This window comes from Janthinobacterium sp. KBS0711 (assembly GCF_000988085.1).
Lineage (GTDB): Bacteria > Pseudomonadota > Gammaproteobacteria > Burkholderiales > Burkholderiaceae_D > Janthinobacterium > Janthinobacterium lividum_E.
In genome coordinates, this window is record NZ_LBCO01000035.1 from 94747 (window position 1) to 120200 (window position 25454).

A 25454-nucleotide genomic window follows, 5' to 3' on the forward strand; every position below is an offset into this window, starting at 1 on the left:
GCGATTCGGCCGTGGTGGCCAACGACGCCCAGCGCGCGACAGCCGAGTTCGGCTACACGCGCATGTGGAGCATCCACCCGGACCAGATCAAGCCCATCATCAAGGCCTTCACGCCGCGCCTGTCCGAAGTCAACGAGGCCAGCAACATCCTCAATGAAGCGCTGCGCGCCAACTGGGGACCGATTGCGCAAAATGGCCGCTTGCACGACCGCGCCAGCTACCGATATTATTGGACCGTTTTGCAACGCGCCAAACTGGCGGGCCTCGGCCTGCCCGAGGCGGCCGCTGCATTACTTAACGCCCCCTCTTCCAGCACCACTGAAAACTGACAGGAATTACACGATGTCCCTCTCCAAATTAGCCATTGCCTGCAGCGTCGCGCTGGGCGCCATGACCCTCACGCTGGCGCCAGCCAGCTTCGCCGCCACGGCAGAGGCAAATCCCAAGGCCGTCAAGGCTGTCAAGGCCAAGCCAAAGGCCAAGACCAGCAAGGCCAAGGCAGCCGCCAAGGAAGCCCATCCGCTCGCCATGTCAGTCGCCGACAAGGAAGAATCGGACGAACCGGACACCGCCGGCTCGGCTTCCACCGATTTCAATTGCGAACTTGGTAATAAAATTACCATCTACACCAATGCTACTGACGACAAACACATCGCCCTGCGCTGGAAGAAGCGCCTGCACCGCCTGAGCCGCGTTGGCACCACCACCGGCGCCAACCGCTTCGAGAACCGTTTGTACGGCCTCGTGTGGATCGGCATCCCGGCCAAAGGCATGCTGCTCGATTCCAAGCAGGGCCGCCAGCTGGCCAATGAATGCAAGGATGCGGAGCAAGCCAAGCCGACGGCAGTGGTGGAAGCCGCGCCATCGCTGGGCGTGCTGCCGGCGACCGGCGGCTGATGTGCGTAGCAAGGGCCTCTTCGGGGGCTCAGTCATGTTTTGTAATTTGAATAATCAATAAATAGACGATACCCAACAAGGAGAGGTCATGTCCCGCAACACTCTGAACACGCTCAAGGACTTTAATATTTCGGATAGCAAGAAGGGCAAGCTGTACTCCCTGCCTGCGCTGGAAAAAAGCCTGGGCATCAATGTCTCCCGCCTGCCAGTGTCGATTCGTATCGTGCTCGAATCGGTATTGCGCAACTGCGACGGCAAAAAAGTCACCGAAGAACACGTCAAGCAATTGGCGAGCTGGGGCCCGACCGCCGAGCGCACCGACGAGATCCCGTTCGTAGTGGCGCGCGTCGTGCTGCAAGACTTCACCGGTGTTCCTCTGCTGGCCGACCTGGCGGCGATGCGCAACGTGGCCGCCAAGATGGGCATCAACGCCAAGAAGATCGAACCGCTGGTGCCGGTCGATCTGGTGGTCGACCACTCGGTCACCATCGATCACTACCGCGAAAAGAAAGCGCTGGACCTGAACATGAAACTGGAATTCTCGCGTAACAACGAGCGTTACCAGTTCATGAAATGGGGCATGCAGGCATTCGACACCTTCGGCGTCGTGCCACCAGGCTTCGGCATCGTCCACCAGGTCAACCTGGAATACCTGGCGCGCGGCGTGCACCACGCAGGCAAGAAAGCCGGCGACGTGTACTACCCTGACACCCTGGTCGGCACCGACTCGCACACCACCATGATCAACGGCATCGGCGTGGTCGGCTGGGGCGTGGGCGGCATCGAGGCGGAAGCGGGCATGCTGGGCCAACCGGTCTACTTCCTGACGCCGGACGTCATCGGCGTAAACCTGTCGGGCGCGCTGCGCGAAGGCTGCACCGCCACCGACCTGGTACTGACCATCACCGAATTGCTGCGCAAAGAAAAAGTCGTCGGCAAGTTCGTCGAATTCTTCGGCGAAGGCACGGAATCGCTGACCCTGACGGACCGCGCGACGATCGCCAACATGGCACCGGAATACGGCGCGACCATGGGCTTCTTCCCGGTCGACGAAGCGACCATCGATTACTTCAAGGGCACCGGCCGCAGCAAGGCTGAAATCGCCGCGTTCGAAGGCTACTTCAAGGCGCAAAACCTGTTCGGCGTGCCAAAAGCCGGCGAGATCGACTACACCCGCGTGGTGGAACTGGACCTGGCATCGGTCGCTCCGTCGCTGGCCGGCCCGAAACGCCCGCAAGACCGTATCGAAATCGGCAACGTCAAGGCGAACTTCGCCGAGCTGTTCGCCAAGCCAACCACGGAAAACGGCTTCAACAAGAATCCGGCCGACCTGGCTGCCGTGTACGAAACGACGAACGGCGTGAAAGTGTCGAACGGCGACGTGCTGATCGCCGCGATCACCTCGTGCACCAACACCTCGAACCCGAGCGTGATGCTGGCTGCCGGCCTGCTGGCCAAGAAAGCCGTCGAAGCCGGCCTGAAAGTCGCGCCGCACATCAAGACTTCGCTCGCTCCTGGCTCGCGCGTCGTGACCGAGTACCTGACCGCTGCCGGCCTGCTGCCATACCTGGAAAAACTGGGCTTCGGCGTGACCGCCTACGGCTGCACCACCTGTATCGGCAACGCGGGCGACCTGACGCCTGAGCTGAACGCAGCGATTGCCACGCACGACATCGTCGCGTCGGCCGTCCTGTCGGGCAACCGCAACTTCGAAGCGCGCATTCACCCGAACATCCGCTCGAACTTCCTCGCCTCGCCACCGCTGGTCGTCGCTTACGCCATCGCCGGCAACATGACGCGCGACCTGATGACGGAACCGGTCGGCAAGGGCAAGGGCGGCAAGGACGTCTACCTGGGCGACATCTGGCCGACCTCGGCTGAAGTATCGGCCATGATGAAGTTCGCCATGAACGCCAAGGTGTTCAAGGACAACTACGCCGACGTCAAGGGCGCGCCAGGCAAGCTGTGGGAAAAAGTCACGACCGTCTCCGGTCAAGTCTACAACTGGCCAAAATCGACCTACATCGCGGAACCACCGTTCTTCGACAACTTCTCGATGACGCCAGCGGCAGTGGCCACCGGCATCGAAGGCGCGCGCGCACTGGGCGTGTTCGGCGATTCCATCACCACCGACCACATCTCGCCAGCCGGCTCGATCCAGGAAAACGGTCCTGCAGGCAAATGGCTGAAGGAAAACGGCGTCCTGAAAGCGGACTTCAACTCCTACGGCTCGCGTCGCGGCAACCATGAAATCATGATGCGCGGCACGTTCGCCAACGTGCGTATCAAAAACCGCATGATCCCTGCCAAGGCGGACGGTTCGGCGGTCGAAGGCGGCATCACGATCCACCAGCCTTCCGGCGAAGAAATGTCGATCTACGACGCAGCGATGAAATATGTTGCTGAAGGCACGCCAACCATGGTCTTCGGCGGCGAAGAGTACGGTACGGGCTCGTCGCGCGACTGGGCGGCCAAAGGTACGCAACTGCTGGGCGTGAAAGCCGTGATCACCCGTTCGTTCGAGCGTATCCACCGCTCGAACCTGGTGGGCATGGGCGTGCTGCCGCTGCAATTCATTGGCGACGACAGCGTGCAAACCCTGGGCATCACCGGCAAGGAAACCTTCGACCTGAAAGGCCTCGAAGGCGAAATCAAGCCACAGCAACTGGCTACCCTGGTGATCCACCGCGCCGACGGCAGCAGCCAGGAAGTCAAAGTCCTGCTGCGCATCGATACGCCGATCGAAGTCGATTACTACAAGCACGGCGGTATCCTGCCATTCGTGCTGCGTCAACTGCTGGCCGAGTAATCAGCCCAGCTGTGACGTAAGCTCAAAGCGCCGGTTCCGACCGGCGCTTTTTTTTCGTCCCTGCATCCCGTTCCGACTTGAAATTTCGACTATTGGCATGATCTAAGGACAGCTTACGTATTGCGTGCGGCTGAATCCTCTACAATACGGTTATAAGGGTTTATCATTGTTTGACTGATCCATTTTTTTCACTTTCCGAGACTCTTATCCCGCTATGCGTCGTCCTTCCAAAGATTCATCCCATAAACTGACTGCCGACAGCCAGCGCCTGGTCACCTTTGCCCAGGCGATCGTACAGGCAGCCAGCCGTCTCGAAGAGCGGTCCTGGGAACACAGCCTGGATACGCAGCTCCAGAAATTACTCAAAACCGGCCACCAGGACACCATCGACAACACCCTGGGCAGCCTGTTCAAGGATGACTTGAACGCCTACGACGTGCTGATGGACTGCGTTGAAGCCGTCAGCGAATCGACCGTTGTGACGCATGAAGACGTGCGCTACGACGCTCTGCTCGTCGCCGTGCCCATCCTCGCGTGGACGCGCTTTTCCATCGCTTCCGGTCCCATGGCCGGCGACGCGCACGGCGTGCTGTCGGCGCATTTCGCCGCCCACCTGCTGGCCGACGGCACGAAGATGGCCATGGCGCCAACGCTGTATTCGATCGACCAGTTGCCACGCAGCCATGTCGAAACCTATGCCAAGACGCAGAAGCTGGCCCTGGCCGCGCTGAAAGGCACGGCCGTCAAGCCATCAAGCAAAGAAGCGGAAACAGCGCCCTTCCTGGCCGACACGCGCTACCTGCTGGTGGCCGTCGTGGCCCCAAGCGGTGCGCCGCTGTTCCGCTGGCAGACGCCGGCCAGCCAGCTCGACTTCATCGCCGAGCGCAGCGCCGCCCTGGAACAATGGCGCACGCAGGCCACGCCGACGTTCGCCCGCCTGCTGCCCGGCTGCGGCCTGGAATTGCTGCTGCCGGAAGCGTATTACGTGGCCTGCCGCGAAGCGGACAAGCTCATACGTCCCGTCTCCGTGCGCGCCGCCGTGCACTACCTGACGCATACCTTGGCTATCGAGCCGTCGGAACTGCGCGCCGTCATCGCCGGCTTCGGCGAGGAAGCGGCCGACGGCCAGGTGGACGAGTACCGCATCGCCTTCACCCTGCGCCAGGCGCCGGACGTCATCTACGGCATCGTCTGGCCTTTGTACGGCCAGGAAGACGAGGATGGCACGCCGATCGAAGGCCTGATCCAGGTCGGCATCGCCGCGCTGGACAAGCAAAAGACGCCCGTCGATGAAATCATCGAGCACCTGAACGCCGCCGGCGTGACGCAGATCAAGCGCCACGCGGAACGTTTTGTCGGTGAATATTGCGACGATTGCGGCGCGCCCCTGTTTGCCGATCCGGTCGGCGAGCTGGCGCATGCGGAAATGCCGGAAGATACGCCGCAGGGTACGGAACACTTCCATTAATCAGGCTTGTCGGATTACGCGCTGTGCGCTAATCCGACCTACGCTGCCGGTATGGGCCGTAGGTCGGATTAGCCGGCACGGCGTAATCCGACAGCAGCGTTGGCGCACAAAAAAGGCGGAACCTCGGTTCCGCCTTTTTCATTACAACGTCATTTACAACACCATCACCACTGCGAAAACGGGTGGCGGATCAGATTCGCGTTGTAGTAGCGCGCATCGCCCGACACTTCCGCGCCTATCCATTCCGGCTTGTCGAACGGTTGGTCTTCCGAGGCCAGTTCGATCTCGGCCACCACCAGGCCCGCATTGGCGCCGAGGAACTCGTCGACTTCCCACACCATGCCCGCGTGTTCGATGCGGTGGCGAACCTTTTCGATCAGCGGCTGTTCGCACAGGCCGTCGAGCAGTTCAGCGGCGTCGGCCAGCGGAATCGGATACTCCCACTCGCCGCGCGTGGCGCCCACGTTCGCGCCCTTGATGGTCAGCATCGCCTGTTCGCCCTCGATGCGCACGCGCACCACGCGCTCGCGCGCGGACGACAGATAGCCCTGGCGCAGCAGCACCGCCTGCCCCAGGCCGCGCCAGGCATCGCCTTGCAGCAGGAATTTACGCTCGATCTCGACGCCCATGATCAACGCCGTTCAATCGAGCGACAGCAGGATAGGCTGCAGCATGGCCGCGCCCAGTGCCGCGCTGCGCGCGCCGTTCCAGCCCACGGCTGGATCCGGCAAGTCGGCGTTTTCCTTGAACGGCATTTCCAGGGTCAGCGCCAGGCAGCCGAAGTGGTGGCCGATGTATTTCGACGCCAGAGTCAGCATGTCCGACTTGTACTTGCTGGCCGCATAGCCGAACTTGTCCTGGAAGTCGGGGCTGGCCTGCTTGTAGCGCTCGATGAAGGCCTTCTGGTGCGCCGCCTGGGCCGGCGTGAAGTTTTCCAGCATTTCATTGCCGGCCACAAAGTTGTACGGCAGCGCTTCATCGCCGTGGATGTCGAAGAACATGTCGACGCCCGTTTCGTGGATCTTGTTTTTCACGCACAGCACTTCCGGGCTCGATTCCAGCGATGGCGTCATCCATTCGCGATTCAGGTTGGCGCCTGCCGCATTCGTGCGCAGGTTGCCGCGGATGGAGCCGTCCGGGTTCATGTTCGGCACGATGTGGAACACGGCGCGCTGCAGCAGTTTGCGCGCGATCGGGTTGGCGTCGTCAAGCAGCGAGTCGATCAGGCCTTCGACGAACCATTCGGCCATCGATTCGCCCGGATGCTGGCGCGCGATGACCCAGATCTTCTTTTCCGCCTGCGGATTGCCGATGGTGACCATGTTCATGTCGCGGCCATCGACCGTGCTGCCCAGGTCGGATACGCGCGCCAGCGGATGCTCGGCAACTTCGCCCAGCAGGCGCAAATGGCGTTCCCACGAGTACGGTTCGAAATAGGCGTAGTACACGCTGTCGAGTTCCGGCGTGTGCGAGATCGTCATGACCTGGCCGTCGAACGAGGTCGGCACGCGGAACCAGTTTTCGCTGTCGTAGCTGGCCACGGCCTGGTAGTCTTCATAGCCGGCCGGATAGGTGGCCTGGCCCGCGTTCAGGAAGCGCATCGTGCATGCCTGGCCGCGCGCGCCCTGCAGGCGGAAGTGGAACCACTGGTGGATGTCGGCGTGGCTATCCTTGCGCAAGTTCAGGTCGATGGCGCTGGCGCTGGTGGCGCTCACCACGTCGATGGCGCCCGAGTCGAAGTTCTGGCTGATTTTAATGGTCATGTAATGATCCCGTCCGAATGTAAGTGTTCCGGCGCTGCCTCGTGGGCCAGCGCCGTTGCGCTAAAAAACGCAGTGTAAGCTATCCCGCTATTTTCCGCCCTTTGACCCCGTTCGCAAAGCCGGCCAAGTAATTTATGCACCATTCCGGGGCATCGATGGAAAAGTGCCGGGCAAAAGCGCGAAAAATCGGTCCACTGTCGCATCTACCGGACAAAAAACTGAATTGTAACAATGCCAGAAACATTGGCGGCCCCTCGTCCCCCTATAATTCCTGCTTTCATAGAGTCGCCAGGAAAGAGTCGTGGACAAGAAGCTGACCAATATTCAGGAAAGAAAATTACGCGAGGCGCAGGCGCGGCGCGAGCACATCATCGACGTCGTCAAAGACCTCATCAAGAAAGGCGGCGCGCGCGCCGTTTCCATCCGCAAGGTGGCCGAGGCGGCCGGCTTTTCCACCACCGTCGTGTACGCCCTGTTCCGCGACAAGGCCACCTTGATTGCCCAGGCCATGGACAAGGACTTGCTGGAACTGGTGCGCGCCATGCGCACCGCCTGCGACACCAGCAGTGATCCGTGGGAACGCATCAGCCTCGTCGGCCGCGCCTACATCGAGTACGGCTTCCAGCATCCCGACGAGTATTCGCTGATTTTCATGGAACTGCGTCCGCACGCGGAAGTCGACGCCGTCGACGTCGAACACGGCAATATCGAGCAAGACCCGTATGCCTACGCGCTGCACCTGTTCGGCGAACTGGCGCAGGCGGGCCAGGTACGCCAGGACGAGCCGGCGCTGCACACGATGACGCAAATCTTCTGGCAGTCGCTGCACGGCCTCGTGTCGCTGCGCATCGTCATGGATGCGGGCGACCCATGGACGCCGCACCCGGAAATGAACGCGCATATCGACGACTTGCTCGCCGTCGTCACGGCAGGCATCCGCCTGCGCTTTGCACCGGCGGCCTGACCCTTAATCTAGCGCAACATGCGCCAGGCGCAAAAAAGGCAGGCGCGGTGCCGCACCGCCCTGCCCTGTCGTTGCGCTGACGAGGATTTACTGCGCTGCCAGCATGCTCTGTGTTTCCTGGTAGCGCGTATGCCACGACAGCGCCTGCTCCAGGATGTGCGGCGTGTGGCCGCCGCGCTGGCATGCCGCATCGTAATAGGCACGCAGTTGCGCCCGGTAATCGGGATGCGTGCAGCGCTCGATGATCAGCGGCGCCCGTTCGCGCGGCGCCAGGCCGCGCAAATCCGCAAAACCCCACTCCGTCACCAGCACGTCGACGTCATGCTCCGTATGGTCCACATGCGAGACCATCGGCACGACGCTGGAAATGCGCCCGCCCTTGGCCGCCGATTTCGACACGAACATCGACACTTGCCCATTGCGCGCAAAGTCGCCCGAGCCGCCGATGCCGTTCATCATGTGCGTGCCGCACACGTGCGTGGAATTGACGTTGCCGTAGATATCAAACTCGAGCGCCGTGTTCAGCGCAATGATGCCCAGGCGGCGCACGATCTCGGGATGATTGCTGATCTCTTGCGGGCGCAGCACGATCTTCGCGCGGTAATGGTCGATATTGTCCATCAGCTTTTGATGCACGGCGGCAGACAAGGTGATCGACGAGGCCGAGGCAAACGCCAGCTGGCCCGAATCGAGCAGCTCGATGGCGCTGTCCTGCAGCACTTCCGAATACATCGTCATGTTCTGGAAGGGCGAACCGATCAGGCCGTGCAGCACGGCGTTGGCGATGGTGCCGATGCCCGCCTGCAGGGGCAGCAACTCCGGCCCCATGCGCCCGGCCGCCACTTCGCCCTGCAGGAAGGCGATCACGTGGCCGGCGATTGCCTGCGTTTCCGCATCGGGCGGCAAGGCGTTCGACGGACTGTCGGGGCTGTCCGTGATGACGATGGCGGCGATGCGGGCCGGGTCGATGGCGATGGCCGTGCTGCCCAGGCGCTGGTCCACGCGCGTGAGGGGAATCGGCTCGCGGCCTGGCAAGGTTTGCGGAATATAGATGTCGTGCAAGCCTTCCAGCGCCAGCGGCGTGGACAGGTTGATCTCGATGATCACCTGCGTGGCCTGCTGGGCAAAGGCGGCGGAGTTACCCACCGACATGGTCGGAATGATGGCGCCGGCCGCCGTGATGGCTGTTGCTTCGATGACGGCGATATCGACGGCGGCCAGGTTGCCCGAACGCAGCTGCTCGGCCGTTTCCGACAGATGCTGGTCGATGAACATGACTTCGCCGTTGTTGATCTTGCCGCGCAGTACAGGGTCGACCTGGAACGGCATGCGGCGCGCCAGCACGCCCGCCTCGGCCATCAGGCCGTCGCTGCCATTGCCCAGGGATGCGCCCGTGATCAGGGTCAGGCTCAAGGGGTCTTGCATGGCGCGCTCGGCCAGCGCGCGCGGCAGGGCCTTGGCGTCGCCGGCACGGGTAAAACCGCTCATGCCGACACGCATGCCGTTGTGGAACAATTTGGCTGCCTCATCGGCACTCATGATTTTGCCGAGCAAGCCCGGGTGGCGGATACGGTCCTCGTACATCTGATGCTCCTGATCTTCTTCATATTCTCAAACTGGATGGCTGTCATACACCAGCCCCATAAGTGGAATCAGTATAAAATCGCGGTCACATGCATGGCATGAATTAATTTCGCCACATCCAGTCGATATTTTCATGCCTTGCCAACGCCGAGCACCCCTCTTGGATATCCGTTCCCTGCGCTATTTCGTGGAAACCGTGCGCCTGTCGAGCTTTACGCAGGCGGCCGAATCGCTGCACCTGACCCAGTCGACCATCAGCAAGATGGTGCGCCAGCTGGAAGACGAGGTGGGCGCGCAGCTGCTGGTGCGCGACGGGCGCAAGCTGACCCTGACGGACACGGGCCGCATCGTCTACCAGCATGGCCAGGAAATGCTGGCCAATATGCGCCAGCTAACCCTGGAAGTGCGCGACACCCAGGCCTTGCAGCGCGGCAGCCTGACGGTCGGCATCCCGCCCATGATCAATGTGCTGTTTACGCCCGTATTAAAGGCCTTTCGGGCGCGCCATCCGAACATCAGCCTGACCCTGCAGGAAGACACGGGCCAGCAGATCGAACGCCAGGTGGCGGCCGGCGAGCTGGAAATCGGCATGACGGTGCTGCCGGCCGATCCGGAACTCGATCTGGTGGCCGTGGAAGTGGCCAGCTACCCGATCTGGGCCCTGGCCGAGCCGGGCACCTTCCAGAAAAACCGCACGACCTTGCCCTTCAAGGCGCTGGCCGACTTGCCGCTGGTGTTATTGAAGGATGATTTCGCCCTCACGCGCAGCCTGCGCCAGCATTTCGTGCAAGCGGGCTTTGCGCCGACGATCGCGGCCCAGAGCGGGCAATGGGACTGGCTGGTGGCGATGGCGTCGGCGGGCCTGGGCGTGGCCCTGCTGCCCGAGCCGTTCATCCACCGCCTGGCCGGCGAGCCGCTGGAGGCCGTGCGCATCGTCGAGCCGGAGGTGGCGTGGCAGGTGGCGCATATCTGGAGCGGGCGCTATCTGTCGCACGCGGCGCGCGCCTGGCTCGAGGTATGCCAGGACGTGCTGGGCACGCCGTTCGCGCACTGACGTAAAAAAGGGTGGCCGAGGCCACCCTTTTGCTTGATCACGCCACCTTGCTTACTTGGCGCTGTCGTTGTACATGCTGGCGTACTTCCAGCCGAAGTACAGAATGAAGGTGTAGCACACGGCCGGCACGAGGAAGGACAGTTGCAGGTTGATGTGGTCGGCCAGGAAGCCCTGGATGAACGGCACGATGGCGCCGCCGACGATGGCCATGCAGAGGATGCCCGAACCTTGTCCCGTTTGCGCGCCCAGCTTGTTCAGGGCCATGCTGAAGATGGTCGGGAACATGATGGAGTTGAACAGGCCGACGGCGATCAAGGCCCACATGGCCGTGTGACCGCTGGAGAACACGGCGACGAGGATCAGCGCGATGACGACGGCGGCGTTGAAGGCCAGGGTCTTGCCCGGGCTGACATAGCGCATCACGGCAAAGCCGACGAAACGGCCCAGCATGGCGCCACCCCAGTAATAGCTGACGAAATAGGCGGCGTCCGCGTGACTGAGGCCAGCGATATGGCTCTCGCCCAGGAAGTTGATCAGGAAGCTGCCGATGCTGACTTCACCGCCCACGTACAGGAAGATGGCCAGCGCGCCCAGCACCAGGTGGCGGTGCGACCAGATCGAGACTTTGTGGCCATCGTGCGCCAGGGCGGCGGCGTCGTCGGCATGCGAAATCTTCGGCAGTTTTGCCAGCGCAAACAGCACGGCCAGGATCACCAGGGTGGCGGCCAGCACCAGGTACGGGCCCTGCACGGACGCCGCTTCCTTGGCGCGGTAAGCCAGTTGCTCGGCTGCCGGCAGCAGGTCGAACTGCTGTACCGTCAGCACGGTGCCCGACAAGATCAGCATGCCGCCCAGCGCAGGCGCCACGGTGGTGCCCAGCGCGTTGAACGCTTGCGTCAAGGTCAAGCGGCTCGACGCCGTCTGCGGGTCGCCCAGTTCCGTCACGTACGGGTTGGCCGCCACCTGCAGCACGGTGATACCGGCCGCCAGGATGAAGAAGGACAACAGGAACAGCGCGTAGCTGCCGGTCGACGCCGGATAGAACATGGCGCAGCCGGCGGCCGCGATCAGCAGGCCGGCGACGACGCCGCGCTGGTAGCCGATCTTCTTGATCAGCATGCCGGCGGGCAGCGAGACGATGGCGTAAGCGCCAAAGAAGCAGAACTGCACCAGCATCGCCTGCACATACGTCAGGGTGTAGATCGAGCGCAGATGGGGTATCAGCACATCATTGAGCGATGTCAGCAGTCCCCACATGAAAAACAGCACCGTGACAATGATCAGGGCGCCTGTATTGTTTTGCGTGCCGGCCTGTGCGGACGGTACGCCCTGGCCTTGCTTTACGTATTCCATACCTTCTCCATTTTTCAATTCCAAGTTGATCTTGCCTGGCATGGAAGCGTTTCCACCCGGGCAGCACCAGGACGCGCAAGCGCCACGCAGTTATCAGCGTGGGCCATGACTGCCATCAGCAAAACAGGAGCAGGCATGGCACTACTTGCGCGCGGCAGGCGCACGGCCGACCGTTTCTCGCCAAAATGATGTCTTGTGGGCGCGGCACGCCTGCGGGCTGCGTCTGAAAACAACATTCAGGAGAAAACAGTCTTGTAGTAAAACTACGATACTGCGCCCGCATTATGCCTTAAAGCCCCGTATTGCGCAGCTTTCCCGCCTGTTATTCAAAAAATGAATAGCCGACATTTGAAATCGAAAGTAGCCTTATAACTTGAAATCGCTATACTTATATTGCAGTGCAGCACAACGCGGCACGCCACATAAGGAGTCTGCCATGTCTACCGCATTTACTTACCACACCACGCAAAACAGCAATATCGTCGCCACCCTGGTCAACGCCGCCAAACGCGTCGGCGCCTGGCTGAACCAAAGCAGCGACCGCCGCGAACGCGCCTACGAAGAAGCGTATCTGGCCGAATCGACCGACCGCTACGATCTGGAATACCGCATGCGCGAACTGGCCCGTGCCAACCCGCAGCCAAGCTGGATGAGCGGCCTGAGCCGTTAATATTGCCGCAGTCCCCAGTCGCTCACCGGCTGTTGCAACATCGATAGCGCCATCCTGCTCGCCTTGCGCTTGAGCACAGGATGGGCTATACAGGCGGGATGCACACGCCCATTACCATTCTCGCCATCGCCGGCAGCCTGCGCGCCGCCTCGCTGAACACCGCCCTGCTGCGCGCCATCGCCGGGCTTGCGCCACCGCCATTCGACATCCGCATCTATTCGGGACTCGGTGAGTTACCGCTGTTCAATCCCGACCTCGACGCCGACAGCCTGCCGGCCGTGACGGGCCTGCGCGACGCCATCCTGGCTGCCGACGTGCTGATGCTGGCCAGCCCCGAATACGCGCACGGCGTGAGCGGCCCCATGAAAAACGCGCTGGACTGGATGGTGGGAAATGAGTCGTTCATCGACAAGCCGCTGGTGCTGCTGAACGCCTCGCCGCGCGCCACGCATGCACAGGCGGCCTTGCGCGAAACGGTGCGCACCATGTCGGCGCGCCTGATCGACGACGCCAGCATCAGCTTGCCCCTGCTGGGGTCGGGTCTCGATGCGGAAGGCATCGCCGCGGACCCGGCATTGCGCCGGGCCATCCTCGATATGTTGCAGTGCATCAGGTCATTTTCATGACCTGATGCACGTTTTACTATCAATTCATCTAGTTTTACTACGTACTTCTACGGACCGCTCAATGCGGGATCATGCCCGTGAACACGTACGCCTGCAGCATGGTGATAATGCCGATGATGACGGCAAACAACAGGCTGTGCTTCAAGGTGAAGCGGAACAGGTCCGATTCCTTGCCCACCAGGCCGGTCGCCGCGCAGGCGACGGCGATCGATTGGGGCGATATCATCTTCGCCGTCACGCCGCCCGTCGTATTGGCCGCCACCATCAAGGTGTCGGACACGCCGATCTGGTGCGCCGTCGTGTTTTGCAGGGAGCAGAACAAGGCGTTCGACGAGGTGTCGGAACCCGTCAGGAAGACGCCCAGCCAGCCCAGGAACGGCGAGAAGAACGGGAAGGCGGCGCCGCTGCCGGCCAGCAGCAGGGCCAGGGTGGACGACATGCCCGAGTAATTGGCAACGAAGGCAAACGCCAGCACCAGGCCGATCGATAGCACGGGACGGCGCAACTCCACGATCGTTTCCACAAACGCCTTCCAACCCTCGCGCGGCTTCATGCGCAGCATCAGCATCGACAGCACGGCCGTCAGCAAAATCGCCGTGCCCACGGCCGACAGCAGATCGAGCTTGAACACGGCGTCATACGCCTTCGGCTCCGCCACGATGGGCATCGTCTTCATCACCAGTTTATCGAGGTAAGGCACGTGGATCTTGATGACCAGCCCAGCCAAGGCGCCGCCAGCGGCAAACAGCGCCTTGAAGCCGGGCAGGCTCCACACGGTGACGATGGCCGTCAACAGGCCGAACGGCGCCCAGGCGCGCATGGTCTGCGCCATCGTGTAGGGCGAGGCGGCGCGGTTGCCACCGCCGCGCAGGGCCGCAGCACCGCCTGCACCGCCAAAGCCGGACAGCGCAGCCGCGCCGCCGCCGACGGCATGCGCCACTTTCGCATTCTTCGGCTGCCACACTTTCAGAAACAGGGTCAGCGACACCAGGCTGACGAGGGCCGAGGTGATGTCCGGCAGTTCAGGGCCGATATGATTCGACGTGAAGTACTGGGTGACGGCAAAGCTCAAACCCGTCACCAGCGCGGCCGGCCACACTTCGCGCACGCCGCGGAATCCATCCATCATGAAGACCAGCCAGAACGGCACCAGCAGCGACAGCAGCGGCAACTGGCGGCCCGCCATGGCGCCGATCAGGAAGGGGTCGATGCCCGTCACCTGACCCGCCACGATGATGGGGATGCCCATGGCGCCGAAGGCCACGGGCGCCGTGTTGGCGATCAGGCACAGGCCCGCCGCGTACAGCGGGTTGAAGCCCAGGCCCACCAGCAAGGCCGACGTGATCGCCACGGGCGCGCCGAAACCGGCCGCCCCTTCCAGGAAGGCGCCGAAGGCAAAGCCGATCAGCAGCACCTGCAGGCGCTGGTCGTCCGTGACCGACAGCACGGAGGCGCGGATGATCTCGATCTGCCCCGTCTTCACGACGATCTTGTACAGGAAGACGGCCGTGACGATGATCCAGGCGATGGGCCACAAGCCGTACGCAAAACCGTAGCCGGCCGCCGCCAGCGCCTGCGGCACGGGCATGCCGTAAGCGAAGATGGCCACGGCCAGCGCCAGGGCCAGGGTGACGGCGGCCGCCACATGGCCCTTGATGCGCAGCGCCGCCAGGGCGATGAAAAAGAAAATGATGGGAATGGCTGCCGCCAGCGACGACAGCCACAAGCTGCCGAGCGGTGTATAAAGTTGGGTCCAGGTTTGCATGTCGGGTCTCCTCCGGTGGATGCGGGTTGATTGAAAAAACGGCTTTGCTATATTTTTTTGTGGCGTATTTTTCTATGGGGGCCGGCGCTACTCTTCCTGGCCCCGCGCGTTCAGCAGGTCGGCCAGGCTGCGCGGCGCCGGGGTCAAGGGCTTGCGGTGCTGCGTCCAACCCAGCTGCTTGCGCGGTGCCAGCATGCGCAGCCGCGTGGCGGCCCAGCGGAAAAGCCGGTAGCTGGCGGGGCGCGCGAAGGCGCCGCTCCAGAAGCGCCAGATCAGGCTTTCGCCGCGGCTGAACTTGGCGCCCTGCCCGCGCAGCGGATGGCTGACTTCCTCGTTCGGATTGCGGTTGGCCTCCGTGCGCAGGCGCACCAGCAGCTGGGGAATTGGGATGCGCACGGGGCACACTTCGCCGCAGGCGCCGCACAGGCTCGACGCGGTGGCCAGGTCCGCCGTCGCGTCGAGTCCCAGCAAGTGGGGCGAGATGATCTTGCCGATCGGCCCCGGATACGTGGTGCCGTAGGCGTGGCCGCCGATGCGCGTGTAGACGGGGCAGTGATTCATGCAGGCGCCGCAGCGTATGCATTGCAGGGTGGCGCGCAACTGCTCGTCGGCGTAGGCCTGGCTGCGGCCGTTGTCGAGCAAGACCAGGTGCACTTCGCGCGGCCCATCTTTTTCACCGGCGCGGCGCGGGCCGGAAATCAGGTTGAAATACGTGGTGATGGCCTGGCCCGTCGCCGAACGCGTCAGGAGGCTGGCCAGCGGCACGATATGTTCGAGCTTGGCCACGACCTTTTCCATGCCCATGATGGCGATGTGCACGTCCGGCACGGACGTCGTCAGCCGGCCATTGCCCTCGTTTTCCACCAGCCACAGGGTGCCCGTGTCGGCCGCCGCGAAATTCACGCCCGACAGGCCGATGTCCGCCTCGACGAAGGCCTGGCGCAGGGCGCGCCGGCCCGTCTGGATCAGGCTATCGACGTCTTCCGTGTAGGGTGCGTCGGGGATGTGTTCGGCGAACAGGCCGGCGATGTCGGCCTTCGTCTTGTGAATGGCCGGCATGACGATGTGCGACGGCTTTTCACCGGCCAGCTGCACGATGTACTCGCCCATGTCCGATTCCAGGCACGTCATGCCGCGCGCTTCCAGATAGTGATTGAGCTCGATTTCCTCGCTGGCCATCGACTTGCCCTTGATGAAGCGCGTCGCCTGATTGCGCTGCGCGATGGCGTGGATGATGGCGTTGGCCTGCTCGCCACCCTCGGCCCAGTGCACCTGCACGCCGGCCGCCGTCAGCTTGTCTTCCAGCTGCACCAGCAAATCGGGCAGGCGCGCCAGCGCGTGCCGGCGCACGGCTTCGCCGATATCGCGCAGGCGTTCCAGTTCGTCGCCATCGGGGAATTGCGTCTTGCGCTTGTCCTGTAAAAAATCCATGGCGCCGCGAAAACTCTGGCGCAGTTTCGGGTCGTCCAGCGCAGCGCGGGCGCGCGCATGGAAGTCCGCCGGCTTGACGAATTGCAGGGGCTTGGCATTCATGGCTGGCCTCCTTCATGGGCGGAAAAATCATCGATGATCAGCACCCACAACCAGCGCGGGCCATGCGCGCCATAGGCCAGCGTTTGCTGGATATCGGACGTTTTCGAGGGGCCCGACACCAGCACCAGGTTGGCCGGCATGCCGTCCATCCAGCGCTCGGCGCGCGCCGCCGCATGCAAGTCGACGTGCAGGGTGCTCGCATGCACGAGGCAGACATGCAGGGGCGGCGCCAGGGACACCGTGCGCGGCGTGGCCGCATCGGGTGCGATGACGAGCGTGCCCGTGGCAGCGATGCCGGAACGCGCGACGGTCAACCCCGCATCGACGGTGTCGAACAGTTCGCTTTTCCACTGCGCCAGCGGACGCTCGAATGACAGCGCCTCCACCGCAGGTGGCAAGGCAGCGCGCAAGGCCCTCCCTTCGGCGCTGCCGGTATCGAGCAGCAAACGGCGCACGCCGTGTTCGCCGAGGCGCTGCGCCAGCAAGGCGGGCCAGGTGTCCGCGCCGACGCAATCGACTTGCGCATGCGAAGCGCGCAAGGCTGCCTGCATGGCATCGATGCGCTGGCGTGGCGACAGCGGACATGCTGCGCGGCGCGCCAGGTAATGCCGGTCGATGGCCGTATCGATGGTGCCCACCGCTTCGGGCGCGGAGGGTGCCGCGGCGCGCAGGCGCCCCAGCATGCGTTCGCGGGCGGTCAATGATGTACTCATGGCGCGCCTCCCGTACGGCGCCACAAAAAGCTGGCCAGGTGCTCGACGGGCAGCGGCGCGCCCTGGTGCTGCGCGGCGTGGCCGATATTGAGCAGGCAGCCGCAGTCGGCCGAGACGAGCCGGTCGCAGCCCGTGGCGCAGGCCGAGGCGATCTTGTCGCTGACCATGGCGCCGGAAATATCGGGGTGCTTCAATGAAAACGTGCCGCCGAAGCCGCAGCATTCCGATTCGCGCTGGTGTTCGATGCGCGTCACGCCGGGCAAGGCGTCGACCAGGGCCACGCCGTGGGTGCGCGTGCCCATTTCGCGGCGCGCGCCGCACGAGGTATGCAGGACCACGTTTTCATCGGCCTGCCCTGCGGCAGCCATGCCGGTCAGGTCGAGCTTCAGCACGCAGACAAGAAATTCGCTCAGCTCATACACGCGCTCGGCCAATTCCGCCGCCTTGGGGCCGGCGACGGGATCGTCCTGGAACAGCTGCGGCCAGTGGTGGCGCATCATGCCGGCGCAGGAACCGGACGGCACGATCACGGGCCACGGCTGCGCAAACAGGTCCAACTGGGCGCGGGCCACGGCGCGGGCCTGTTCCGGATTGCCGCTGCTGTAGGCTGGCTGGCCGCAGCAGCTCTGGCCGCGCGGATAATGCACCAGCAAGCCCTCCCGCTCCAGCAGGCGTACGGCATCGAGTCCCGCCTGCGGCACGAACAGGTCGACCAGGCAAGTGGCGAACAGGTACACCTGGAGCGGTGCGGACGGATAGCGGCGCGGCTGGCGCGGGTCTGGCTGCATGCGTTGTCTCCCCGGCGCTCTGTATGCTGCTGCGGCGCCGCTGTGTGTTGTTAAGAATGACCGGTTCACGCATAATTCCAGCTTCCGCAAGCCACTTCAAATTGCTCGGACCACTTTAAAACAACACCGGAAGACATCAATGGCGACAGGCATGCAGACGCGGGGCAGGGTCGAAATGGTGATGCGCAGGCTGGAAACGGCCTTGCTGGACGGCAGCTTGCCGGCGGGCGCGCAGCTGCCGGCCGAACGCCTGCTGGCACAGCAATATGCGGTCTCGCGCAACACCGTGCGCGAAGCCGTGCAGCGGCTGGCGGCCCGGGGCCTGGTGCGCAGCCGGCGCGGGGCCGGCGTGTTCGTGACCGATCAATTGCGCACCGGCATGGCGTCGCCGTGGAGCCAGCTGGTGGCCGACCACCCCGCCCTGCGCGACGACATCCTGGAATTTCGCCGCGTGCTGGAAGGGGCGACGGCCTACTTTGCCGCGCAGCGGGCCAGCGGGGACGAGCGCGCGCAGATCATGGCGCTGCTGGCCGAGCTGGAACAGGCGCGTGCCAGCGACGACAAGCATGGCGAGGCGCAGGCCGATGCGCGGCTGCATGAAGTCATCGCGCAGGCGTCGCACAACACCATGTTTTTGCACCTGCACACCAGCATCATCGGCATGCTGCGCGAACACATCACCATCAATGGCACGGGCTTGCGCCAGCAGGACGACGCCACCTCGCTGCACCTGCTGTCGCAGCACCGCACCCTGTGCGTAGCGATCTGCGCCAGCCAGCCCGAGGAAGCGCGCACGGCCATGCAAAGCCACATCGATTTCGTGCGCACGCGCGTCACCAGCGATGACGATTGAGGCCACTGGTAGGGCCAGTGCCTGCGCACAGGGGACGAAAAAACTGCTACCATCGCGCGCCGCCAACTGATCCATCCTGCCATGACCGTCCTCGCCCACACCCATCCGCTGGTGCGCCAGCTGGAAAACGACTTGCTGCCCCTGTTCCGCGCCGCCCTGCCCGCACTCTCGGTCGCCGCGCCACGGGCGCTTGCCTCGGTCTTCGCCTTTTCCAGCGGCACGGCCAGCGCTTTCCAGGATTATCACTTCGGCATTTCCTGCCTGCTCGAAGATGTTCCCGACGATGCCCCGGAAGAAGTCGCCCTGCTGGTCAGCGTCACGGGCCTCGAGTCGGGCGCCCGGCTCAGCGCCCAGGTCGTCTGGGGCCAGCCATCGGGCCGGGTGGAAATGCAGGCCGATCTGGATGCTGGCGACCTGCAAGCCTTGCATGCCGCCCTGTCCGCCTTGCTGGCAGGCTTGCAACAGGCAGCCAGCCGTGGCAGGCCAGCAAGATGACAGGCGCATGAAAAAGTGCCAGGAAACAACAACTTACGCTTTCCGCAGCGCAACTTTATTGACTTCCACTAGCCCCAGCCCCTATCCTTTCGGTTACGTTTGGTGAGAATGTGTGCCTGTTCATGCGGGCATGCAGACAAGCCGCCTTGCCTTCACAAAAGTCCATTCCGCATTTTTATTGCAACCATCAGGGCAACGCGCCTGGACGGCCGCTGCCAGCAAATACGGAGCTGACTGTCATGCCATCGCACCACCATTTTCCTGCCACACCCTTGCTCGGCTGCCTCCTCCTGCTGGCCGCCCTGCCCGTGCAGGCGCAGAGCACGGACAGCACTGCCGCCACCTTCAGCGCCAATGCCAGTCTCACCTCGCAATACATTTCGCGCGGCTTTCGCCAGACCTGGGGCAAACCGGCCCTGCAGGCGGGGGCCGACTACGCGCACCCGAGCGGCTGGTCGCTGGGCATCTGGGCTTCCACCGTCAGCGATCGCTATATCGAGGATGCGACCGTCGAATGGGACTTGTACGGCGGCTACAGCGGCACGGTAGACGAATTCGGCTACAGCGTGCTGGCCTACTATTACAAATATCCGGGTGCCGTCTACCGCGCCACGGGCGTGAAGTACGACTATGGCGAACTGTCGCTGGGCCTCAGCTACAAGATGCTGTACGCCAAGTACAACCGCACGGTCACGCCGGATTTCTTCGGCATCACCAATGCGCGCGGCACGGGCTACCTGGACGTGGGTGCGAATGTCGACCTGGGCAATGCCTGGACCTTGAACCTGCACGCCGGCAATGGCCGGGTGGCGGGTACGGGCAACGCCATGTGGAACTGGCGCGACGCCAAGATCGGTGTCACCCGGACCTTCGACGGCGGCTGGAGCGCCAGCGCCGCCGTCACGCGCGCCTGGGGCGCCACCGATGCCTACGACCATTACACCCTCGGCATCCCGAATGCGGCCGGCCAGTTCGACACGTCGAACCCCGCCGCGACCACCTTCGTGCTGGCCATCAGCAAGACGTTCTAGGCGCGCCATCCGCGACGCCCATGACACCAATACCCCTCCCCATCAAGGAACAGCATCATGCAACTCTCACTGAACAGTAAAATCTGCGTCGCCGCCACCGCGCTCGCCGTCCTCAGCCTCGGCGTCACGGCGGCGGTGATCGGCTACAAGAGCAGCGCCAGCGCGGAAGCGGCCGCGCTGGACCTGGCGCGCACGTCGGCGCGCGAAGTGGCCGGTGCGCTGCAGGCGCGCATCGCCAGCAATCTGTCCAGCGTGTCCAGCCTGGCCGGCGCCATGCGCGGCACCAAGAGCGCCAGCCTGCCCCTGCAGCGCGAACAGATCAACGAACTGACCAAGGCAACATTGACCAGTTCCGAAGACTTGCTGGGCTCGGCGGTGACGTGGGAGCCGAACGCGCTCGACGGCAAGGATGCGGATTTCGCCAACCAGAAACCGTACTACGACGCCAGCGGCCGCTTCATGCCCTACTGGACGCGGGGCGCCGGCGGCAAGCTGCAAGTCGAACCCATCGTCTTCGACCCGAAACCGGGCGCCAACGACTGGTATGACGTGCCCAAGCGCACCGGCAAGACTTACTTTACGGAACCGTACATTTATCCCGTCGACGGCAAGAATGTCCTGATGGCTTCGCTGGTGGCGCCCATCATGATCGACGGCAGTTTCAAGGGCGTGGCCAGCGCCGACTTCATGCTCACGCGCCTGGCGAAAATCCTCGCCGACCTGAAAGTGATCGAGGGCGGCAAGCTGGCCCTGATCTCGAACGGCGGCCTGTACGCGAGCCACCCCGTGCCTGATCGTCTCGGCAAGAAAGCCGACGACGTGCCGGCCGCCGGCCTGGAAAAGGTGCGCCAGGGCCAGTCGTATGAATACGAGGACGACAAGGGCTACATCCATTTGCTGCAGCCGCTGCAGATCCACCCCGATATCGCGCCATGGAGCGTGGAACTGAATTTCCCGAAAAGCGTGGCCACGGCATCGGCGCGCGACCTGATGATCTACACCCTGATCGTCGCCCTGCTGTGCGCGGCGGCCACGGCCGGCATTCTGATCCTCGTCGTCAACCAGTTGACCCGTCCCCTGCGCACCCTGGGCCGCACCATGACGGACCTGTCGAGCGGCGACGCCGACTTGCGCGTCAAGCTGGAAGTCAAGGGCACCGACGAGCTGGCCGTGATCGGCAAAGGTTTCAACGCCTTCGTGGAAAAAATCCACGCCGTGCTGCTGCAAGTGCAGGCCAGCGCGGACAACGTGGCACGCGCCAGTGCGGAAATTGCGCAGGGCAATAACGACCTGTCGGCCCGCACGGAGCAGCAGGCCAGTTCGCTGGAAGAAACGGCCGCCTCGGTGGAAGAGCTGACGGGCACCGTCAAGGAAAACGCCGACCATGCGCGCCAGGCCAATCAACTGGCCGCCTCCGCCTCCAGCGTGGCGCAAAAGAGCGGCGAAGTGGTCGGCAAGGTGATCGAAACCATGACGTCGATTAACGACTCGTCGAACAAGATCGTCGACATTATTTCCGTCATCGACGGCATCGCCTTCCAGACGAATATCCTGGCCCTGAACGCGGCCGTGGAAGCGGCACGCGCGGGTGAACAGGGACGCGGTTTCGCCGTCGTCGCCACGGAAGTGCGCAATCTGGCGCAGCGCTCGGCGGCGGCCGCCAAGGAAATCAAGCTGCTGATCGACGACTCCGTCGGCAAGGTGGCGGCCGGCAGCAAGCTCGTCGACGAAGCGGGCGCCACCATGGAGCAGGTGGTCGACAGCGTGCGCAAGGTGACCGCCATCATGGCCGACATCAGCGTCGCCACCAACGAGCAAAGCGACGGCATCGCCCAGGTCAACCAGGCGCTGGCGCAGATGGATGGCGTGACGCAGCAAAACGCGGCCCTGGTCGAGGAAGCGGCGGCTGCCGCCGAAAGCCTGCAAGACCAGGCCAGCCACCTGGCCGAGGTGGTCAGCGTATTCAAGCTGGGCGCACAACAACAAACGACGCCGCAGGCAATGCCGGCGGTGAAAAAAGTGGCGCCGCCACCAGCCAAGCGCCTCGCCCCGGCCAAGCCGGCGCCCGCGGCAAGAGCGCCAGCCAAGGCGCCGGCCGGCGATGACTGGGAAGAGTTTTAAGCCTGTCTTGCCAGGCGGCTGCGAGTGCCCTTGATCTATATCAAGTCACGAATACATTCGGTGAGAATTGCCCCTGATCCATCCTTTTATACTGTTGCCGCGTCTACGGCACGCATGCTTGCCGGAATAAAAGGATGGAGCATGAAAAAATTTGTGGCAGTATTCCTGACATCAAGCACGGCACTGCTGGCCGGCTGCGGCGGTGGCGGCGGCAGTGATGCAGGCAATTCCAATGCCGGCTCGACGCTGGCACCCTACGTCGGTACCTGGCAAACGCCGTGCGACGAACATGAGCGCCAGACCATGGTGGTCGCCGCCAAGGCCGATGGCAGCGGCGCGATGGAACTGACCTCCACGATCGACACCTATCTCAAGACCGGCTGCAGCGGCACCTTGCTGGGCACGGAAACCATGACAGCAAAGATGAGCGCGACACCGGATGGCGTGGCCGACGTCCTCGTCAAACTGACGGAAAATGGGGCAGCCACCAACGTGCGCATCGACAAGCTGAATCTGTCCATGCCCGCGTATACCTTCAACGTCACGGGACCTGGCGTGCAATACGTGAAGAAAGATGGCAAACAGCAATGGTGCATCGACTATGAAGGCGGCTCCACCTGCCTGCTCGACGAGGGCATGCGCCCGGCGCAAACCATCAAAGGCGGCATCTTCTTACGCGACAACAACCTCTACACCTTCTCGCATAACGGCAGCAGTTATGTGCCCGACATGCTGTACGTAAAAAAATAAGCGCGTGACTTGCTGCGGGGTCCATGGCCCTGCAGCGTCAAGGCCTCGATACCGCTGGCAAGGCTAGGTGTAGAATCGGACAGACATTGCAAAAGCAGAAAGCTATCCTGTTAAAAAAAGGAGCTTGCCATGTCGACCAACGCTTTCTCCCTGCCGTCCGACACCGCGCTGACTGCCCTGTTGCAGCCGCAGGACGGCGCCTTCACCCCCATCGAAGGCTTGCGGCGCCTGTGCGACGCGGGATTGGACCAGCTGCCCCTGCCCGGCCACGGCGCCACCCTGCTGCGCTGGCAAATGCTGGCCGCCATCGCCGCCATCGACCTGTCACTGCTCAAGCTGTATGAAGGCCATACCGATGCGCTCGCCATCCTGGCGGAACTCGACGGCTCCTGCATGCCGGCCGGCGGCAGCTGGGGCGTCTGGTGCGCGGACCTGCCCGACGCGCGCTTACGCTTGCGGCAGATGGCAGATGGCCGCCGTGTGCTCGACGGGCGCAAGGCCTGGTGTGCCGGCGCGCATGGCCTCAGCCATGCCTTGATCAGCTGCCGGAGCGACGATCACCAGGCGTGCCTGGCCTGCGTGGCGCTGTCGCAGCCTGGCGTGCACGTCACGGACGAAGGCTGGCAAGCCGTCGGCATGCGCGCCTGCGCCAGCGTCGATGTGACTTTTTCCGCCGCGCGCGCCTTTCCCGTCGGCGCGCCAGGCGCCTATCTGAACCGCCCCGGCTACTGGCATGGCAGCGCCGGCATCGCGGCCGCCTGGTATGGCGCCGCCTGCGCCATCGCCAGCCATCTGCATGCGCGCGCGCAGCGCGCAGCGCCCGATCCCGTGCGCCTGGCGCAACTGGGCCAGATCGACTGCGCCCTGCGCGCCGCCGGCGCCCTGCTGCGCGAAGGCGCCGCCGAGATCGACGCGCATCCGCAACGCGACGCCATGGCCCTGGCGCTGCGCCTGCGCCTGGCCGTGGAAGACGCGGCGACCCTGGTGCTGCATCTGGCCACGCGCGCCTTGGGCGCCGGCCCCCTGTGCCGCGATGCCCATTTCGCGCGCCTGGCGGCAGACCTGCCCGTGTTCCTGCGCCAGAGCCATGCGGAACGCGACCAGGCCGTGCTGGGTGGCATCGTCGCCGGCGCGGAAGCACATCCGTGGATGCTGTAACGGCGCACGGGCAAAAAAAATCGCCGGACCGGATGGACTCCGGGCCGGCGATCAGGACTGGCCTGACTACGTGATTACCTGAGCGGCATGGCGATGCCGAACATCACCGACTGGGTACGCCCGCTATCGATATTCAGATTGCTGTTGTAGTCCAGGGTGATCGTCATGCCGTTCGACAGCAGCAGTTTCACGCCCAGGCCCGCCGCCCAGTTGCCCGTCTGTTGCGGCACCGTGCGGATCACGTACACGGGGCCGTCGGCCACCAGGTCGGCATACGCCAGGCGCGCATCATCGGCGCCCTGGAACTGGTGGCGGTACTCGAGCCGCGCACGCGGGAACCACGTGCCCAGGCCGCCCACATAGATGCCTTCGGCCCGCACGCCGAGCGCGCCGATGCGCGAGCGCACGGTCTGCTTGAAGTAGCTCAGGGCGTTGATGCCGGCCGCCTTCTCCGTGTACGGATCGAGTTTGGCCGACATCAGTTCCACGCGGCCGTACGGCGACCACATCCAGGTGTCCTGGCGCATCTCGATACCGCCCACCAGCGCGCCGAACACTTGCTTGCCGTCGCGCTCGCCCGTGGCGAAACCGCTGCCATCGGCGAGGTAGCGCGAAGCGTCGTACTGCAAGGTGCCGTAGCCGAGCACGCCGTCAAGGAAGACGCCCTTGCTTGGACGCAGGCTGCCATACACGGCCGCCACGGCGCTGTCGGCCGTGCTGCGGCTGCCGTTCTGGCCCACGTCGCTGCGGTCATGGCTGAAGCCGGCGCCCACGCCCAGGCTCGCCAGGTCGCTGAGGCGGTAATCGCCCCCCACGCTCACGCCGTTGGTGCGGAAACGGAAGCCCGTGTCGCGGCCGTTCACATAGTGCTGACCGAAGTCGACCGCGCCGCCGAGCCACAGAGCTAAGGCCTGCTTCTGCGTGTCCGGCTTTTGCGGCATGTCCGGCAAGCCGCTGGTGGCGCCGCTGACATCGACCTGTTGCCGTTCATCGCTGCTGAAACCAGCGCCTGGCTGGCGCAAGGCCGCCTTGCGCATGAACGGTTTGACGGCCGTGCCG

The 25454-nt window shown here is 63.8% G+C and carries 22 protein-coding genes and 1 pseudogene; 14 read left to right on the forward strand and 9 right to left on the reverse strand.

The features are described 5' to 3' along the window. From VM94_RS29255 to VM94_RS23750, 4 genes and pseudogenes are all read left to right on the forward strand, one after another. Positions 1-329: pseudogene (locus VM94_RS29255) on the forward strand (CoA ester lyase); the annotation flags it as partial. Between the two features lie 13 nt (positions 330-342). Next, on the forward strand, positions 343-897 hold the full coding sequence (locus tag VM94_RS23740; protein WP_046685733.1) for a hypothetical protein: 555 nt from the start codon (positions 343-345) through the stop codon (positions 895-897). Positions 898-985: 88 nt separating this feature from the next. Next, positions 986-3706, forward strand: coding sequence for an aconitate hydratase AcnA (gene acnA, locus VM94_RS23745; protein WP_034752089.1), 2721 nt, complete (start codon positions 986-988; stop codon positions 3704-3706). Positions 3707-3920: 214 nt separating this feature from the next. Then, positions 3921-5174 (forward strand): DUF2863 family protein, encoded by a 1254-nt coding sequence (locus VM94_RS23750; RefSeq protein ID WP_046685734.1) that lies wholly within the window; start codon positions 3921-3923, stop codon positions 5172-5174. A gap of 164 nt (positions 5175-5338) precedes the next feature. On the opposite strand, the gene VM94_RS23755 is transcribed toward VM94_RS23750, so the two are convergent. Beyond that, entirely contained in the window at positions 5339-5803 is a 465-nt protein-coding gene (locus VM94_RS23755) for a CYTH domain-containing protein (RefSeq protein ID WP_046686212.1), read from the reverse strand. A gap of 12 nt (positions 5804-5815) precedes the next feature. Beyond that, a complete protein-coding gene (locus tag VM94_RS23760) occupies positions 5816-6937 on the reverse strand; it encodes a M14 family metallopeptidase (protein ID WP_046685735.1) in 1122 nt (373 codons plus the stop codon). Positions 6938-7238: 301 nt separating this feature from the next. Here VM94_RS23760 and VM94_RS23765 point away from each other — a divergent pair, with 301 nt between their 5' ends. Further along, complete coding sequence (locus VM94_RS23765; RefSeq protein WP_046685736.1) at positions 7239-7901, forward strand: TetR/AcrR family transcriptional regulator; 663 nt, start codon at positions 7239-7241, stop codon at positions 7899-7901. A gap of 87 nt (positions 7902-7988) precedes the next feature. Here the strand turns inward: VM94_RS23765 and VM94_RS23770 are convergent, their stop codons facing one another. Further along, the gene (locus VM94_RS23770) at positions 7989-9485 is read right to left on the reverse strand and encodes an acetyl-CoA hydrolase/transferase family protein (protein WP_046685737.1); all 1497 of its coding nucleotides are present in this window, start codon (positions 9483-9485) and stop codon (positions 7989-7991) included. 160 nt (positions 9486-9645) lie between these two features. Between VM94_RS23770 and VM94_RS23775 the strand changes: the two genes are divergently transcribed. Further along, positions 9646-10539: a LysR substrate-binding domain-containing protein gene (locus VM94_RS23775; protein ID WP_138829167.1), complete on the forward strand. Its 894-nt coding sequence runs from the start codon at positions 9646-9648 to the stop codon at positions 10537-10539. A 51-nt stretch (positions 10540-10590) separates the two neighbouring features. Here VM94_RS23775 and fucP read toward each other — a convergent pair whose 3' ends face one another. Continuing rightward, positions 10591-11892, reverse strand: a complete 1302-nt coding sequence (gene fucP / locus VM94_RS23780) for an L-fucose:H+ symporter permease (protein ID WP_034752146.1) — start codon at positions 11890-11892, stop codon at positions 10591-10593. Positions 11893-12328: 436 nt separating this feature from the next. Between fucP and VM94_RS23785 the strand changes: the two genes are divergently transcribed. Both VM94_RS23785 and VM94_RS23790 read left to right on the forward strand, forming a co-directional pair. Further along, the gene (locus tag VM94_RS23785; RefSeq protein WP_082127889.1) at positions 12329-12562 is read left to right on the forward strand and encodes a DUF3563 family protein; all 234 of its coding nucleotides are present in this window, start codon (positions 12329-12331) and stop codon (positions 12560-12562) included. Between the two features lie 98 nt (positions 12563-12660). Next, positions 12661-13188, forward strand: a complete 528-nt coding sequence (locus tag VM94_RS23790) for an NADPH-dependent FMN reductase (protein WP_046685739.1) — start codon at positions 12661-12663, stop codon at positions 13186-13188. A gap of 58 nt (positions 13189-13246) precedes the next feature. Here VM94_RS23790 and VM94_RS23795 read toward each other — a convergent pair whose 3' ends face one another. From VM94_RS23795 to VM94_RS23810, 4 genes are all read right to left on the reverse strand, one after another. Then, positions 13247-14953, reverse strand: a complete 1707-nt coding sequence (locus tag VM94_RS23795) for a lactate permease LctP family transporter (protein WP_046685740.1) — start codon at positions 14951-14953, stop codon at positions 13247-13249. Between the two features lie 87 nt (positions 14954-15040). Continuing rightward, complete coding sequence (locus VM94_RS23800; RefSeq protein WP_046685741.1) at positions 15041-16486, reverse strand: LutB/LldF family L-lactate oxidation iron-sulfur protein; 1446 nt, start codon at positions 16484-16486, stop codon at positions 15041-15043. Beyond that, the gene (locus VM94_RS23805; protein WP_082127890.1) at positions 16483-17199 is read right to left on the reverse strand and encodes a LutC/YkgG family protein; all 717 of its coding nucleotides are present in this window, start codon (positions 17197-17199) and stop codon (positions 16483-16485) included. The genes VM94_RS23800 and VM94_RS23805 overlap by 4 nt, the downstream gene beginning before the upstream one ends. After that, entirely contained in the window at positions 17196-17987 is a 792-nt protein-coding gene (locus VM94_RS23810) for a (Fe-S)-binding protein (protein WP_046685743.1), read from the reverse strand. Before VM94_RS23810 ends, VM94_RS23805 begins: the two co-directional genes overlap by 4 nt. 139 nt (positions 17988-18126) lie before the next feature. On the opposite strand from VM94_RS23810, the gene VM94_RS23815 reads away from it, so the two are divergent. The 6 genes from VM94_RS23815 (at position 18127) to VM94_RS23840 (ending at position 24395) form a co-directional block, all read left to right on the forward strand. Further along, the gene (locus VM94_RS23815) at positions 18127-18840 is read left to right on the forward strand and encodes a FadR/GntR family transcriptional regulator (protein WP_046685744.1); all 714 of its coding nucleotides are present in this window, start codon (positions 18127-18129) and stop codon (positions 18838-18840) included. A gap of 81 nt (positions 18841-18921) precedes the next feature. Then, positions 18922-19335 (forward strand): hypothetical protein, encoded by a 414-nt coding sequence (locus VM94_RS23820; protein WP_046685745.1) that lies wholly within the window; start codon positions 18922-18924, stop codon positions 19333-19335. Between the two features lie 239 nt (positions 19336-19574). Continuing rightward, the gene (locus VM94_RS23825) at positions 19575-20366 is read left to right on the forward strand and encodes a TorF family putative porin (protein WP_052755915.1); all 792 of its coding nucleotides are present in this window, start codon (positions 19575-19577) and stop codon (positions 20364-20366) included. A gap of 57 nt (positions 20367-20423) precedes the next feature. Then, entirely contained in the window at positions 20424-22487 is a 2064-nt protein-coding gene (locus tag VM94_RS23830; RefSeq protein WP_046685746.1) for a methyl-accepting chemotaxis protein, read from the forward strand. Between the two features lie 141 nt (positions 22488-22628). Further along, complete coding sequence (locus VM94_RS23835; protein WP_046685747.1) at positions 22629-23237, forward strand: hypothetical protein; 609 nt, start codon at positions 22629-22631, stop codon at positions 23235-23237. 129 nt (positions 23238-23366) lie between these two features. Next, positions 23367-24395: an acyl-CoA dehydrogenase gene (locus tag VM94_RS23840; RefSeq protein WP_046685748.1), complete on the forward strand. Its 1029-nt coding sequence runs from the start codon at positions 23367-23369 to the stop codon at positions 24393-24395. 74 nt (positions 24396-24469) lie between these two features. Here VM94_RS23840 and VM94_RS27465 read toward each other — a convergent pair. Then, positions 24470-25454: autotransporter outer membrane beta-barrel domain-containing protein (locus VM94_RS27465; RefSeq protein ID WP_200899261.1), on the reverse strand; the 985-nt coding region annotated here is incomplete at its 5' end.

Bases quoted from the DNA above. Each gene is read 5' to 3' on its own strand.
- VM94_RS23750 (WP_046685734.1), top strand. From the start codon at position 3,921: ATGCGTCGTCCTTCCAAAGATTCATCCCATAAACTGACTGCCGACAGC.
- VM94_RS23770 (WP_046685737.1), bottom strand. From the start codon at position 9,485: ATGTACGAGGACCGTATCCGCCACCCGGGCTTGCTCGGCAAAATCATG.
- fucP (WP_034752146.1), bottom strand. From the start codon at position 11,892: ATGGAATACGTAAAGCAAGGCCAGGGCGTACCGTCCGCACAGGCCGGC.
- VM94_RS23835 (WP_046685747.1), top strand. From the start codon at position 22,629: ATGAAAAAATTTGTGGCAGTATTCCTGACATCAAGCACGGCACTGCTG.
- VM94_RS23800 (WP_046685741.1), bottom strand. From the start codon at position 16,486: ATGAATGCCAAGCCCCTGCAATTCGTCAAGCCGGCGGACTTCCATGCG.
- VM94_RS23830 (WP_046685746.1), top strand. From the start codon at position 20,424: ATGCAACTCTCACTGAACAGTAAAATCTGCGTCGCCGCCACCGCGCTC.
- VM94_RS23760 (WP_046685735.1), bottom strand. From the start codon at position 6,937: ATGACCATTAAAATCAGCCAGAACTTCGACTCGGGCGCCATCGACGTG.
- VM94_RS23825 (WP_052755915.1), top strand. From the start codon at position 19,575: ATGCCATCGCACCACCATTTTCCTGCCACACCCTTGCTCGGCTGCCTC.
- VM94_RS23790 (WP_046685739.1), top strand. From the start codon at position 12,661: ATGCACACGCCCATTACCATTCTCGCCATCGCCGGCAGCCTGCGCGCC.
- VM94_RS23740 (WP_046685733.1), top strand. From the start codon at position 343: ATGTCCCTCTCCAAATTAGCCATTGCCTGCAGCGTCGCGCTGGGCGCC.
- VM94_RS23840 (WP_046685748.1), top strand. From the start codon at position 23,367: ATGTCGACCAACGCTTTCTCCCTGCCGTCCGACACCGCGCTGACTGCC.
- VM94_RS23810 (WP_046685743.1), bottom strand. From the start codon at position 17,987: ATGCAGCCAGACCCGCGCCAGCCGCGCCGCTATCCGTCCGCACCGCTC.
- acnA (WP_034752089.1), top strand. From the start codon at position 986: ATGTCCCGCAACACTCTGAACACGCTCAAGGACTTTAATATTTCGGAT.
- VM94_RS23785 (WP_082127889.1), top strand. From the start codon at position 12,329: ATGTCTACCGCATTTACTTACCACACCACGCAAAACAGCAATATCGTC.
- VM94_RS23820 (WP_046685745.1), top strand. From the start codon at position 18,922: ATGACCGTCCTCGCCCACACCCATCCGCTGGTGCGCCAGCTGGAAAAC.
- VM94_RS23805 (WP_082127890.1), bottom strand. From the start codon at position 17,199: ATGAGTACATCATTGACCGCCCGCGAACGCATGCTGGGGCGCCTGCGC.
- VM94_RS23755 (WP_046686212.1), bottom strand. From the start codon at position 5,803: ATGGGCGTCGAGATCGAGCGTAAATTCCTGCTGCAAGGCGATGCCTGG.
- VM94_RS23815 (WP_046685744.1), top strand. From the start codon at position 18,127: ATGGCGACAGGCATGCAGACGCGGGGCAGGGTCGAAATGGTGATGCGC.
- VM94_RS23795 (WP_046685740.1), bottom strand. From the start codon at position 14,953: ATGCAAACCTGGACCCAACTTTATACACCGCTCGGCAGCTTGTGGCTG.